Annotated in this window: 9 protein-coding genes; 5 read left to right on the top strand and 4 right to left on the bottom strand. The window is 74.6% G+C overall.

Annotation, left to right across the window (positions count from 1 at the left end):
• Positions 1-282: 282 nt before the first annotated feature.
• Complete coding sequence (locus FHX31_RS08070; RefSeq protein ID WP_123111099.1) at positions 283-1,068, bottom strand: DUF4184 family protein; 786 nt, start codon at positions 1,066-1,068, stop codon at positions 283-285.
• Positions 1,069-1,090: 22 nt separating this feature from the next.
• The gene (locus tag FHX31_RS08065; RefSeq protein ID WP_013475977.1) at positions 1,091-1,789 is read right to left on the bottom strand and encodes an HAD family hydrolase; all 699 of its coding nucleotides are present in this window, start codon (positions 1,787-1,789) and stop codon (positions 1,091-1,093) included.
• A 138-nt stretch (positions 1,790-1,927) separates the two neighbouring features.
• On the opposite strand from FHX31_RS08065, the gene FHX31_RS08060 reads away from it, so the two are divergent.
• Positions 1,928-3,253, top strand: coding sequence for a hypothetical protein (locus tag FHX31_RS08060; RefSeq protein WP_221488036.1), 1,326 nt, complete (start codon positions 1,928-1,930; stop codon positions 3,251-3,253).
• 42 nt (positions 3,254-3,295) lie between these two features.
• On the opposite strand, the gene FHX31_RS08055 is transcribed toward FHX31_RS08060, so the two are convergent.
• Entirely contained in the window at positions 3,296-6,016 is a 2,721-nt protein-coding gene (locus tag FHX31_RS08055; protein WP_091331230.1) for an MGH1-like glycoside hydrolase domain-containing protein, read from the bottom strand.
• 42 nt (positions 6,017-6,058) lie between these two features.
• Between FHX31_RS08055 and FHX31_RS08050 the strand changes: the two genes are divergently transcribed.
• From FHX31_RS08050 to FHX31_RS08035, 4 genes are all read left to right on the top strand, one after another.
• A complete protein-coding gene (locus FHX31_RS08050) occupies positions 6,059-8,002 on the top strand; it encodes a glycogen debranching enzyme family protein (RefSeq protein WP_184975671.1) in 1,944 nt (647 codons plus the stop codon).
• 130 nt (positions 8,003-8,132) lie between these two features.
• Positions 8,133-9,458, top strand: coding sequence for a glycosyltransferase family 4 protein (locus tag FHX31_RS08045; protein WP_402884183.1), 1,326 nt, complete (start codon positions 8,133-8,135; stop codon positions 9,456-9,458).
• Between the two features lie 80 nt (positions 9,459-9,538).
• The gene (locus FHX31_RS08040) at positions 9,539-12,073 is read left to right on the top strand and encodes a serine/threonine protein kinase (RefSeq protein ID WP_184975666.1); all 2,535 of its coding nucleotides are present in this window, start codon (positions 9,539-9,541) and stop codon (positions 12,071-12,073) included.
• A 118-nt stretch (positions 12,074-12,191) separates the two neighbouring features.
• A complete protein-coding gene (locus FHX31_RS08035) occupies positions 12,192-13,001 on the top strand; it encodes a metal-dependent hydrolase (RefSeq protein WP_013287322.1) in 810 nt (269 codons plus the stop codon).
• A 1-nt stretch (position 13,002) separates the two neighbouring features.
• Here the strand turns inward: FHX31_RS08035 and FHX31_RS08030 are convergent, their stop codons facing one another.
• The gene (locus FHX31_RS08030) at positions 13,003-13,488 is read right to left on the bottom strand and encodes a hypothetical protein (protein WP_184975663.1); all 486 of its coding nucleotides are present in this window, start codon (positions 13,486-13,488) and stop codon (positions 13,003-13,005) included.
• Positions 13,489-13,628 lie beyond the last annotated feature (140 nt).

Here is a 13,628-nt window from a genome sequence, read left to right as displayed (position 1 = left end):
GGTCCTGACCCCGGCCGTCCGGTTCGGTAGCGGTCTGCGCCGCGGGAACGCGGCAGGCGTGGCACGACGCCTTCCGCCGGGCTCCGCACGGCGAGCCGGTATGCCCGCACTCAGCTCCACGGTGCTCTTACCACCGGACTCCGGTGCGCCCCCGTCTCACCCCGACGAGACGTGGGCGCCGGCTCAGGTTAGGCGCGTCCGCGCAGGCCGGACAAGCGATGACCGGCGACCGCGCTTGTGATTGATGTCTATGCCGAATTGCGGCATGTCGGCGTAACGGGGTCAGCCGGTTTCGCGCTGTTCGACTTCGAGACGCGGACTGCGCCCGGCCGGTCGCGGCGGGACGGTCCGGGCCGCGACGGCCCCGGCGACGAGCGCCAGCGCGGCCACGTGCAGCGCCCGGACGCCCGCCGGGGCGGGGACGCCGGCCGCCGGCAGCGCGGGCATCAGCAGCGCGCCGAGCCCGGTGACCGCCAGCGCCACCCGCCAGAACACCAACGGGTTCGCCTCCGGCACGGGTTCGCGTACGCCACCGGTCCGCACGCCGCGGCGGGCCTCGGAGACGGCCAGGACGACCACCAGCAGTGCACCGGCGAGACCGGCCACCACGTCCACGAACCGGTACCAGTACACGCCGGTCACGGCGTGGAAGTCGGCGATCCCCAGCAGCCGGGGCAGCCGCTCGCTGTCGCTGACCCGGTCCCACGCCACGTGGCTGAACGCGCCGATGAGCACCGAGCAGACGGTGACCTGCCAGGGGTGGCGTACCCGGGCCAGGGTCGCGTACCAGGGCCAGCCGAACAACCGCTGCCCGGGCAGGTGCACCGCGATGCCGGCGATCACGCGGCGCACCACCCAGGCGTACACGAGAGCGACCGGCAGACACCACCAGAGCAGGCCGCCGAGCGTGTGCGTGCGCAGGTTCTGGGCCGGCGCCGTGCCGGTGAACAGGTACGCGACGTCCGGCGCCACCGCGCCGGTGCACAGCGCCACCCCGTCGAACCAGCCCGGCCGCCACAGCTTCAGCGGCAGCACCGGCGCCAGGTGCGACGGGAAGGTCAGCGGCACGTCCCGGACGTTACCGGCCCGGTCAGAAGTGGTGGACCAGGTCGGGGAACGCGGCCAGCCGGATCACCCGCTGGTCGGACGGGTCCAGCTCGTCGTGCTCCAGGACCCACGTGTTCTCGTTCGGGATGAAGACCGCGTTCATCCCGGCCGCCCGCGCGGGCAGGATGTCCGAGCGCGGCGAGTTGCCGATCATCCAGGCGGCGGCCGGGTCGAATGCGTGCTCGCGGGCCAGCCAGCGGTAGGTGTCCGCGTCCTTCTCCGGCACGATGTGCGCGGCGCGGAAGTGGTGCAGCAGCCCGCACGCGTCCAGCTTGCGCTGCTGCTCCTCGCGCTCGCCCTTGGTCAGCAGCAGCAGCTCGTGCCGCCCGGCCAGGTCGTCGAGCGTCTCGGCCACGCCCGGCATCAGCTCCACCTGGTGCCCGACCAGCGCCGCGGCGAGCTGCTCGATCTCGGTGCGCTCCCGCGCGGTGGCCGGACGCTCGCGCAGCTTCTCCAGGCACTCGCCGAGGCTGCGCAGGAAGACCTTGCTGCCGTAGCCGTGCGCAACGGCGTTCGCACGCTCGATGTCGTCGAGCACCGCGCGGATCCGGGCCCGGTCCAGCGTGGGGTGGTCGAGCCAGGTGAGGAAGTCGTCGATGACGCGCTCGAACAGGACGTTGTTCTCCCAGAGCGTGTCGTCGGCGTCGAAGACCAGCACGGCGGCGTCCCGGCGCGACGGCATCGCGTCCCCCTCCCCCTCGCGGACCTCGCACACCGTACTGTCCGACCGCCGGACGGGCCACGCGGATTATCCGGTCGGCGGCCCGTTACCGGCGGCTACCCGACTGCGGAATCCCTGGTCCGACGGCATGCTTCGGCCATGACGATCTCACCCGATCATCCACCTGGACGACGGCGCCGGCGGCGCGCCGCCGTCGCGGTGGCCGCGACGCTCGCCGTCGCGGGCGCGGCGCTGCCGGGATCCCCGGCGCTGGCCGTCAACGCCTCACACACCACAGTGGTCGGCACCAACCCGGTCGACTGGACGCCGCACGCGCTGGACGGCACCGTCCACCGCATCCTCCAGGTCGGCAACCGCGTGTACGTGGCAGGCACGTTCACCAAGGTGCGCAACGCCGGCCAGTCGGCCCAGCTGGCGATGCCCCGGCTGGTGGCGCTGGACGCGACCACCGGCCGGATCGACACCACGTTCCGGCCGCAGGTCAACGGCGCGGTCAAGGCGCTCGCCGCCGCGCCGGACGGCCGCTCGCTCTACATCGGCGGCGCGTTCACCACTGTCAACGGCACGGCGGCGTCCCGGCTGGCCCGGATCGACGCGGCCACCGGCGCCCGGGTCGCCGGTTTCACCACGCCGGCGCTGAACAACCAGGTGAACGACGTACGCCTGGTCGGCAACCGGCTGATCGTCGGCGGCGCGTTCCAGACCGTCGGCGGGGTGACCCGGCGTGCCCTGGCGGCGGTGAACGCCACCACCGGGGCGGCCGACGCGTCGGTCAACCTGAACCTGGCCGGCCCGCGCAAGACCACGTCCGGCGCCACCGCGCCGGTGAAGGTCGAGGCGCTGGACGTCTCCGCCGACGGCACCCGGCTGGTGTTCGCCGGCAACTTCAGCACGGTGGCGGGGGTGGCCCGGCACCAGCTGGCGGTGGCGAACCTGTCCGGCGCGGGCGCCACGCTCTCCGGCTGGGCCACCGACCGCTACCAGCCGCAGTGCGCGCGGTCGATGCCGTCGTACCTGCGCGGGGTGGACATCTCCCCGGACGGCACCTGGTTCGCGGTGGTCACCACCGGCGCGGCGTTCCCGGGCACGCTGTGCGACGCCGCGGCGCGCTTCGAGTTCGGTACGGCCACCGGCGGCAAGCAGCCGACCTGGGCCAACTACACCGGCGGCGACACGCTGCTGTCGGTGGCGGTGACCGGCGCGGCGGTCTACGTCGGCGGGCACCAGCGCTGGCTGGACAACCCGCAGGGCCGCAACTCGGCCGGTCCGGGCGCGGTGTCCCGGCCGGGCATCGGGGCGATCCACCCGACCACGGGTAAGGCGCTGCCCTGGAACCCGACGAAGGACCGCGGGGTGGGCACCGGCGAGCTGTACGCCACCGACCGGGGTCTGTGGGTCGGCAGCGACACGGTGACGGTGGCCGGCGAGTACCACGCCCGGCTGGCGTTCCTGCCGCTGCCGTGAGCGTGTGGGGTGCGGCGGGAGTACCGCCGCACCCCACACGCGTCAGCGACGCAAGGTGAGGATCAGGTCGGCGACCAGCGCGGTCCACCCGGTCTGGTGCCAGGCGCCCAGGCCGGCGCCGTTGTCGCCGTGGAAGTACTCCGGGAAGCAGATCAGGTCGCGCCAGTCCGGGTGGGTCTGGAACAGCTGGGCGGCCCCGTAGATCGGCCGCCGTCCCCAGCCGTCGCGGGTGAACAGCGAGATCAGCCGCGCGGACAGGTCGTCGGCGATCTCGTCGAGCGTGCGCTTCACGCCGGACCGGGTCGGGTACTCGACCTGGAGGTCGTCGCCGAAGAACGCGGCGTAGTCGCGCAGCGCGCTGATCAGCAGGAAGTTCGTCGGCATCCAGATCGGGCCGCGCCAGTTGGAGTTGCCGCCGAACAGGCCGCTGGTCGACTCGGCCGGCTCGTAGCCGACGCTGAACTCCTGCCCGCCGAGCGTGACGGTGAACGGCTTGTCCAGGTGGGCCCGGGACAGCGTGCGCAGCCCGTACTCGGAGAGGAACTCGTCGGTGTCGAGCATCCGGGCCAGCAGCCGTACCACCTGGTCCGGGGCGACCATCGACAGCAGCCGCTGCTGGCGGCCGTCGGGCCCGATCCGGCGGGCGCCGATCACCTCAGCGTATTCGGGGCGGTTGGTGAGGAACCAGCGCAGCCGGGCGCCCAGCTCGGGCAGGCGGCGCATGGTCCGGGCGGTGAGCCGGGTGACGGCTGCGAGCGGCAGCAGCCCGACCACCGAGCGCACCTTCAGCGGCACCTTCGTCCCGTCGGCCAGGCGCAGCACGTCGTAGAAGAACGCGTCCTCGGCGTCCCACAGCCCCTGGTGGTACGCCGCCGCGGCGATGTACGCGAAGTGCTCGAAGAACTTGGTGGCGGTGTCCACGTACGCGCGGTCGTGCTCGGCCAGCACGATCGCCATGTCGAGCAGGTTGAGCGCGTACATGGCCATCCAGCCGGTGCCATCGGACTGCTCCAGCACCCCGGCGACCGGCAGCGCGGCCGAGCGGTCGAACGGGCCGACGTTGTCCAGCCCGAGGAAGCCACCCTCGAAGACGTTGTTGCCGCCGGTGTCCTTGCGGTTGACCCACCAGGTGAAGTTGAGCAGCAGCTTGTGCATCACCCGGGCGAGGAACTCGTGATCCCGGGAGCCGTCGATCTCGAAGACCTTCAGCGCCGCCCAGGCGTGCACCGGCGGGTTCACGTCCCCGAACGCCCACTCGTACGCCGGGATCTGCCCGTTGGGGTGCAGGTACCACTCGCGCAGCAGCAGGAGGATCTGCTCCTTGGCGAAGCCCGGGTCGACCCGGGCGATGGTGACGCAGTGGAAAGCCAGGTCCCAGGCCGCGTACCAGGGGTACTCCCACGGGTCCGGCATGGAGATCACGTCGAAGCTGTTCATGTGCCACCAGGCGCTGTTGCGCCCGTGCCGGCGGCCGGACGGCGGGGGCGCGGAGCCGGGGTCGCCGGCGAGCCAGCGTTCGACGTCGAAGTGGTAGAACTGCTTGCCCCACATGAGCCCGGCGATGGCCTGGCGCGCGACCAGGGCCTCGTCGGCGGTGGCGGCGGCCGGGATGATGCTGTCGAAGAACCGGTTCGCCTCGGCCCGGCGCGCCCAGAGCACGGTGTCGAACCCGTCGCCCAGGTCGGCCGGGGCGGGTGGCGCGGCGGCCGGCGGCGGCGCGGTACGGGTCAGCCGCAGCCGGATCTGCCGCTGCTCGCCGGCCGGTACGTCCAGCACGTAGTGCAGCGCGCCCTTGGTGCCGGTGCGGTCCGGGTTGACGGTGGCCGCGCCGGCCACGACGTGGTCGTTGATGCCGTCCTTCGGGTACGCCGACCGCCCGGGTAGCCCCCACAGCCGCTCGGCGTTGGTCTCGTTGTCGCACAGCAGCGGCACCGGGTCGCCGTCGCCCTCCAGCAGGATCTGGCCGAGCACCCAGTGGTCACCGACGAGCCGGGCGCCGCCCCGCTCCCCGGCCTCCTCGCCGGTCAGCTTCGGCGTCCGGTCGGTGCCCGGCAGGCCCCACGCCCAGGTGTTGCGGAACCACAGCGTCGGCAGCACGTGCAGCGTCGCGTCCTCGTCGCCCCGGTTCGCCACTGTGACCAGCACGCACATGTCCGTCGGCGACGCCTTGGCGTAGTCGACAGTCACCGCCCAGTACCTGTCGTCGTCGAAGATGCCGGTGTCCACCAGCTCGTACTCGGTGTCGTCCCGGCCGCGCAGCGCGTTCACCGCGACCAGCTCGTCGTACGGGAAGGCGGCCTGCGGGTAGTGGTAGCGCCAGCGCATGAAGGAGTGCGTCGGCGTGCTGTCGAGGTACCACCAGTACTCCTTGACGTCCTCCCCGTGGTTGCCGCCGTCGCCGCCGAGGCCGAACATCCGCTCCTTGAGGATCGGGTCGCGCCCGTTCCACAGCGCGAGCGCGAAGCAGAACGTCTGCCGGTCGTCGCAGACGCCCGCCATGCCGTCCTCGTTCCACCGGTACGCTCGGGACCGCGCGTGGTCGTGGGGGAAGTAGTCCCACGCCGTGCCGTGTTCGCTGTAGTCCTCCCGGACGGTCCCCCACGCCCGCTCGGACAGATAGGGGCCCCATGCGCGCCAGTCCTGCTCCCCGGCGTCGGCCTGGGCGAGCCGGTGCCGCTCGGGGTCGGGGGACGCGGAGGTCGACCGGTCGGTGATCACTGGCACATCTTCGACGCCGCCGGGGTACATCTCCACAGCGGCCATTGTCGCCGTGGCATGTCACACCTCGCTGCCGGTGGAGGAAAGTTGATCGACATCCGTTTCGGGCCGCGGGTCTGCGGCGAGCTGTCCGCCGCCGCCGCGCGGGAATGGCTGGTCACGGACGGGCGCGGCGGGTACGCCATGGGCACCGTCGCCGGACTGCGTACCCGCCGGTATCACGGGCTGCTCGTGGTGGCCGGTGACACGCCGGCGTCCCGCAAGGTGGGACTCGTGAGCCTCGACCCGGCGGTGACCCTGCCGTCGGGGCGGCAGGTCCGCCTCGGCGCGCACGAGTGGTCCTCCGGCGTGGTCGACCCGCGCGGCTTCGAGCTGCTGGAGCGCTTCGACCTGGCCGACGGGGTGCCCCGCTGGCGCTGGCGCATCGGCGACGTGGTGATCGAGCGGGAGATCGCCATGACGTACGGCCGTTCCTGCGTGGCGGTGGTGCACCGGCTGATCTCCGGCGGCCCGGTGCGGCTGGACCTGGCCGCGGCCTGCACCTGGCGCGACGCGCACGGCGAGCGGCGCGCCGACGGCCCGGCGCCCCGGCTGGAACCGGCGGCCGGCGGCGCGGTGGTCGACGGCGCGTACCGCCTGGCCGGGCCGGACTGGACCCCGGAGGGGCAGTGGTGGCACGGGGTGCGCCACCGGACGGAGGCCGAGCGCGGCCTGCACCCGGACGAGGACCTCTGGTACGCGGGCCGGTTCACCGGCGCGCTCGACGAGCCGGGCGCGACCGTGTCGGTGCTGGCTTGGGCGGACGACCTGGCCGAGGAGCCGCCACCGGCGACCGCGGTGGTCGAGGCGGCCCGGCGGCGCAGCCGTGCGGTGGTCGCGGCGGCGGAACCCGGCGACGCGGTCGAGGCGACGCTCGCGCTGGCCGCCGACGCGTTCGTGGTGCGCACCGCCACCGGCCCGGACGTGGTCGCCGGCTACCCCTGGTTCGGGGCCTGGTCGCGGGACACGATGATCTCCTACGAGGGCCTGTTCCTGTGCACGAACCGCGCCGACGAGGGCCGGGACCTGCTGCGGGCGTACGCGGCCACGCTGAACGAGGGCATGCTGGCGAACACGGCCGACACCGGCCGGGTCGAGTACAACACCGTCGACGCGACGCTGTGGTTCCTGCACGCGGTGCACCGGCACGTCACAGTCACCGGCGACACCGACCTGGGCGACGAGCTGCTGCCCGCGCTGCACGGCGTGGTCGAGGCGCACGTGGCGGGCACCCGGTACGGCATCGGCGTCGACCCGGCCGACGGGCTGCTGGCCCAGGGCGGCCCGCCGGACGTGGCGCTCACCTGGATGGACGCCCGGGTGTACGGGGTGCCGGTGACCCCGCGTACCGGCAAGCCGGTCGAGGTCAACGCGCTGTGGATCAACGGGCTGGCCGGGCTCGCCGAGCTGACCGAGCTGGCCGGACGCGACGCCGCCGGGCTGCACGCCCTGCACCGCCGGGCCACCACCGCGTTCCGGGAGCGGTTCCCCGCCCCGGCCGGCTGGCTGCACGACGTGGTCGACGCCCCGGCGCCCGCGTACCCGCTCGGCGGGGCCGCGCACGACGACGACGACCTGCTGCGCCCCAACCAGCTGCTCGCCTGGTCCCTTCCGCACGCCCCGCTGGAGCCGGACGAGGCCACGCTACGACGGATCACCGAGGCGCTGTTCACCCCGCTCGGACCGCGCAGCCTCGCCCCGGACTCCCCCGGCTACACCGGACGGCACCGGGGCGGGCCCGCCGAGCGGGACTCCGCGTACCACCAGGGCACCGTCTGGCCGTGGCTGACCGGGCCGCTGCTGGACGCGTACCGCCGGGCCGGGCTGCCCACCGACGACCTGCTGGTGGGGCTCGTGGGCCACCTCGCCGAGGACGGCCTGGGCTCGGTGAGCGAGACAGCCGACGGCGCGGCGCCGCACGCGGCCACCGGATGCCCGTTCCAGGCGTGGTCGGTGGCCGAGCTGCTACGCGCCCGGCGGATGCGCCGGTAACGCGTTACAGACCGGCAACCGGCGCGTCGCCGCCGGTTATCGACCCCTCGGCAGGATGGGCGGCGACCCCACCCGGCACCGCGGCGACGCCGCCGCCGGGGTGGGGACGCCACAACTCAAAGGGGGCCGCGTGTCAGCTGACGCCGAAGTGATCGACATCCAGCCCGCCCGGCACCTGCGGGTGCTGCTGCTCTCCTGGGAGTACCCGCCGGTGCTCGTCGGTGGCCTCGGCCGCCACGTCCACGCGCTGTCAGTCGCCCTGGCCGCCGCCGGGCACGAGGTCACGGTCGTCACCCGCCACGCCGAGGGCGCTCCCCTGGAGGAGTACGCCGACGGCGTCCGCATCGTCCGGGCCGCCGAAGATCCGGTCCGGTTCCCGCTCGCCACCGATTCGCTGCTGGCCTGGACCATGGCGTTCAACCACACGCTCACCCGGGCCGCGCTGCGCGCCGCCTCGTCCGGCACCTACGACGTGATCCACGCCCACGACTGGCTGGTCGCGCACACCGCCGTCACGCTGGCCGAGCACCTGGACGTGCCGCTGGTGACCACCATCCACGCCACCGAGGCGGGCCGGCACCAGGGCTGGCTGCCGGAGGAGATGAACCGCACCATCCACGGCGTCGAGCACTGGCTGAGCAACGCCTCCGGCCGGGTCATCGCCTGCTCCGGGTACATGCGTGACCAGGTGGCCCGGCTGTTCGGCGTGCCGGCCGGACGCATCGACGTGGTCGCCAACGGCGTCGACGACCGGGCCTGGCGGGCGCGGCCGCACGCGGTCGCCTCCGCCCGGGCACGCTTCGCCGCGGGCGGGCCGCTCGTCGGGTACGCCGGCCGGCTGGTCTACGAGAAGGGCGTGCAGCACCTCGTGCACGCCGTGCCGCACCTGGCGAAGCGGCACCCCGGCCTGCGGGTGGTGATCGCCGGGGACGGGCCGTACCGCGACGAGCTGGTCGACCAGGCGCGGCGGCTGCACGTGGGAGACACGGTCCGGTTCGCCGGTTTCATGGACGCCACCCAGCTTCCCGCGGTGCTCGCCGCCACCGACGCCACGGTGATCCCCAGCCTCTACGAGCCGTTCGGCATGATCGCGCTGGAGGCGGCTGCGGCCGGAGCGCCGCTCGCTGTGGCGCGTACCGGCGGGCTGGCCGAGATCGTCGAACCCGGCGTCACGGGGGTGACGTTCCCGCACGGCGACCCGGACGCGCTGGCCGGCGCCGTCGACCGGCTGCTCGGCGACGAGGTCTTCGCTCGGCGGGTGGCGCGCAAGGCCCGGACCATGGTCAGCCGGCGCTACACCTGGTCGGCGATCGCCGCCCGGACCGCCGCCGCCTACGCCACCGCCCGCCGCGACCACGACGCGTTCCAGACCCGCCGGGCCACCGCCCTGCTGGCCGGTGACCGGTCCCCGATCACCCTCCCGGAGGGGAACCTGCTCGCCGGCGCGGCGAGTTAGGAGCAGGACGCGCTGACATGCGATAGGTACCGTCCGATCCGTTGGCTATTGTGGACCACTGACCAGCGGTGAGGAGTGCGGTGCAGGAGGTAGTGATCGCCGGGCGGTACCGCCTGCTCGAACTGGTCGGCCGCGGCGGGATGGGCCAGGTCTGGCGGGCGCGCGACGAGGAGCTGCAACGCGAGGTCGCGGTGAAGCAGGTCGTGCCGCCGAACTGGCTCGCCGAGAACGAGCAGGACGAGCTGCGCGCCCGTACGCTGCGCGAGGCGCGGACGTCCGCGCGGCTCAACCACCCCAACGTGGTGCGGGTCTACGACGTGGTCCGGGTCCAGGGCGAACCCTGGCTGATCATGGAGTACGTCCCGTCCCGCTCGCTCCAGGAGATCATCGAGACCGACGGGCCGCTGCCGCCCGGCCGCGCCGCCGAGATCGGCCTGTCGGTGCTCGCCGCGCTGCGCGCCGCACACGACGCCGGGGTGCTGCACCGGGACGTGAAGCCCGCGAACGTGCTGCTGGCCCGGGACGGGCGGGTGCTGCTCACCGACTTCGGGCTGGCCGTGTTCCAGGGCGGTGACGGCGCGATGACCCGGCCCGGCCTGGTCCTCGGCTCCCCCCAGTACGTCGCACCGGAGCGGGCCGCCGAGGGCGTGTCGAGCGTCGAGGCGGACATGTGGTCGCTCGGCGCCACGCTGCACGCCGCGGTGGAGGGCCGCTCCCCGTACGCCCGCAGCACCGCGATGGCCACGCTCGCCGCACTCGCCACCCGGCCGCCCGACCCAGCGCCGCATGCCGGCCCGCTGGCGCCGGTGCTGGCCGGGCTGCTGCGGCGCGATCCGCGTACCCGCCTGGGGCACCGCGAGACGGCCCGCCTGCTCGGCGTCGCCGCGGTGTCGGAGGCCGACGCGGAGGCCGCCGGCTCTGCGGGCCGTACCACCGCTGCGTCGTCCGAGCGGCCGGCCGGCGGCCGCGATGCCGACGTCCCGGCGGGTGACGAGCCGGGGTCACCGGGGAACCCGGCGGCTCCGGGCGGCATCTACCCGGACCTGATGCCGCCGGCCGCCGCCGCCCGCGCGTGGAGCCGGGCGGCGAAGCGCAGCGAGTGGGCCCCGCCCGCCGAGGGCGACCGCGCGCCACCATCCGGGGACGCGGCCGGCGCGGCTGGTCCCTCCGGTACGGCCGGGCGCTCCGTCCCGGCCGCCCGCGCGGAAGCAGGGAGGACGTCGTCCCCGGCCGCCGGCTCGGGGGCGGTCGGGCGCGTGGACGCAGGCGGTCCCCCGTCCCCGGGCAGCCGTTCGGATGCGATCAGCCGTCCGGACGCGAACGGCGGCTCGGGTGCGGTCGGCGGCTCGGGTGTCATCGGCGGCCCGGCCGCGGCCGATGGCTCGGGTGCGGTCGGCGGCTCGGGTGCGGCCGGCGGCTCGGGTGCGGCCGGCGGCTCGGGTGCGGCCGGCGGCTCGGGTGCGGCCGGCGGCTCGGGTGCGGCCGGCGGCTCGGGTGCGGTCGGTCGCTCGGCAGCGGTGGGCCGGGCGGCGCCACCGCGCCGCGCCCGGACCGGTGACCCGGAGCGGAGCCGCGCCGGTGACCCGGAGCGAGGCCGCACGGGTGAGCCGGAGCAGGGCGCCCCGGACGCGACCCCGGACCCGCCCCGCAGCGGGCCGGCCCGCCCGGGTCCGATCAGCCTCGGTCCGACCGTCCTCACCAGCTTCGTCGACCCGGGCAGCCCGGCCGGCCCCGAGTCGGCGCCCCGCGCCGACGCCCTCAGCCCGGTGCACATCGTCGGCCACGGCGCCGCGCCGGTCGCCAAGCCTCCGCCGGTCGCCCACAGCGGACCGGTCGACAGCGGCGCGGTACATCCCGCCCCGCCCCGGCCCGCCGGGGTTCCCCGCCCCGCCGATCCCCCGCTCACCTCCGGGGACGGGAACCCGCTGCACCGCTGGGGACTGGTGCTGGGAGCCGTGCTGCTGGCCGTGGTGACGGGTGTGGGCACCGCGCTGGCGATCACCAGTGGTCGCGACGAGACGCCGCAGGCGGGCAGTTCCACCGAGGCCGTCGCCCGCCCCTGGGACCGCCCGCCCGGGCCGGGCGTGCCGCCTCCGCCGTTCCCCTGCGTCCGGCCCGACGTGGCCGGCACGCCGGTCCGCAAGGGGCCGCCACCGGACGACCCGCCGGTGACCGTTCCGACCGGCTGGGTCTGGCCCGCCGACACCGGCGGCTTCCGCATCGCCCTGCCCGCCGGCTGGCTGCAACTGCGCTCCGGCGACACCACCTGCTTCCAGGACCCGGAGACGCGGCGCATCCTGGGCGTCGAGCCGTACCCGGGCGGTGATCCGGTGGGCCGGCTGAAGTCGTCCGAGCGGGATCTGACCTCGGCCGGCCGGCTGCCGCATTACCAGAAGGTCCGGCTGGAGTCCGACGGCCCCGGCGCGGCGTGGGAGTGCCGCTGGACCGCGCCCTACGGGGAACGGATGCGCGCGTTGCGTGTCCTGCCCGGCGAACGGGCCGGCTGGACGCTCGGCTGGACCACCTCCGACGCCGACTGGCCCGCCGCCTCGAAACAGTTCGCCGTCATCCGCGCGAGCCTCGGCACGGTCCGGCCCACCCGTACCGCGGGCTGATGCGGCGGCCGCGGCGCGCCTTCCCCAGTGGACCGTCCGGCTGATGCCCCGCTGTCACACGGGCTGACTACAGTGGCGTAGTTTTCTGGATCAAGATCTTCGGGAAGGGCGAGCCGAGATGATGGGACCGTCCCACGCGCTCTCGGGCGCGGCGGCGTGGCTGACCGGCTCCTGGGCGATGGCCCAGTTCGCGGACTACCACCAGACACCGCTGGCCCTGGCGGTGGGCACCGCGGTCTGCGCCGGTGGGGCGCTCTTCCCCGACCTCGACCTGTCCGGGAAGGTCACCCGCAACCAGGGCGGCGCCACCGTGGCCCGCACGTTCGGTGTGGTCAGCCTCTTCGTCGCCGAGGTGATGGAGAAGATCTCGCTCGGCGTCTACTACGCCACCAAGCTCAGCAAGGATCCCCGCCGCAACAACGGGCACCGCACGCTGACCCACACCATCCCGTTCACCGTGCTCGTCGGCTGGGGCACCACCGCGCTCTGCGCCCACTACGGCAAGTGGGCGGTGGTCGGCATCCTCTTCTTCATGATCGGCCTGGCGCTGCGCGGGCTGTTCGACCAGTGGGCCGAGCGCGCCGGCTGGGTGGTGGTCACGCTGGTGTCCGCCGCCGCGGCTTGGTTCACGTTCGCCAACCTGCCCGGCGACCGGGGCTATCCGATGATCGGGCTCGCCGTCGGCGTGGGCTGTTTCGTGCACATCCTCGGCGACATGATCACCCGGGCCGGGGTGCCGATCCTGTGGCCCATCCCGATCAAACGCCGGATGTGGACGATGATCGGCCTGCCCAACAAGATCGCCCTGCGTACCGGCAGCAAGGCCGAGACGGTGGTGCTGCGCACCGCGATGACGATCCTGGCCGTGCTGGCCGCGGTGGGGCTGGTCGCCCCGTCGGTGCTGCAGCGCTTCGACATCCAGGTGTAGGTCAGCCCGCCTCGGCGCGTACCGGGCGGGCGGTGGCCGTCCGGCGCCGGATCAGGCGGGCGGTCCAGCCCACGCCGCGGGCGGTGAGCGCGTACGCCGCCGTCGGCGGGAGGGCCAGCAGCGCGGCGATCCCGGCCACCAGCGGCACCCGGGCGCCGGGCACGTCCGTGGCGACCGCCACCGCGGCTGCGTACCCGGCGGCCAGCACGACCGCGACGAGCCCGGCGAACGCGAGCGCCGGACCGGTCCGCCGCCTGCCCGCCGCCGCACCGAGCGCGACGGCCGGCGCGAACAGCAGCGGCAGCGCGGCCACGCCGAGCAGCGCCGCGATCAGCACCAGCAGCGGCCCGGCCAGCGGGCCACCCGGGTCGGCGCCGGTGACCAGCGCGTACGCCAGCAGGCCGAGGTAACCGGCGACCGCCTCCGCGACGACGACGAGCCAGGCCGCCGTGGCTCCCGCGAGATGACGAGCGACAGTGGTGCCCACGTTGTCCCCTCCCCCGTGCGGACGGCGCCACGACCGTCCCATGGGAACGGTAGCGCCCGGGTTGGCAGCAGGAAGGGGCCACCCAGCATCACTCTGGGTAGGGAAGCAGGCATCGTCGATCGCCCGGGCGGACGATCGAC

Source organism: Micromonospora sp. CNZ286 (assembly GCF_014207755.1).
Note: the sequence above shows the minus strand (reverse complement) of the source record. Positions and strands in the feature narration are given on the sequence as shown.

What these genes read in the sequence shown, in the direction of transcription:
- FHX31_RS08060 (WP_221488036.1), top strand. Translation starts at nt 1,928, where the DNA reads ATGACGATCTCACCCGATCATCCACCTGGACGACGGCGCCGGCGGCGC.
- FHX31_RS08065 (WP_013475977.1), bottom strand. Translation starts at nt 1,789, where the DNA reads ATGCCGTCGCGCCGGGACGCCGCCGTGCTGGTCTTCGACGCCGACGAC.
- FHX31_RS08055 (WP_091331230.1), bottom strand. Translation starts at nt 6,016, where the DNA reads ATGGCCGCTGTGGAGATGTACCCCGGCGGCGTCGAAGATGTGCCAGTG.
- FHX31_RS08035 (WP_013287322.1), top strand. Translation starts at nt 12,192, where the DNA reads ATGATGGGACCGTCCCACGCGCTCTCGGGCGCGGCGGCGTGGCTGACC.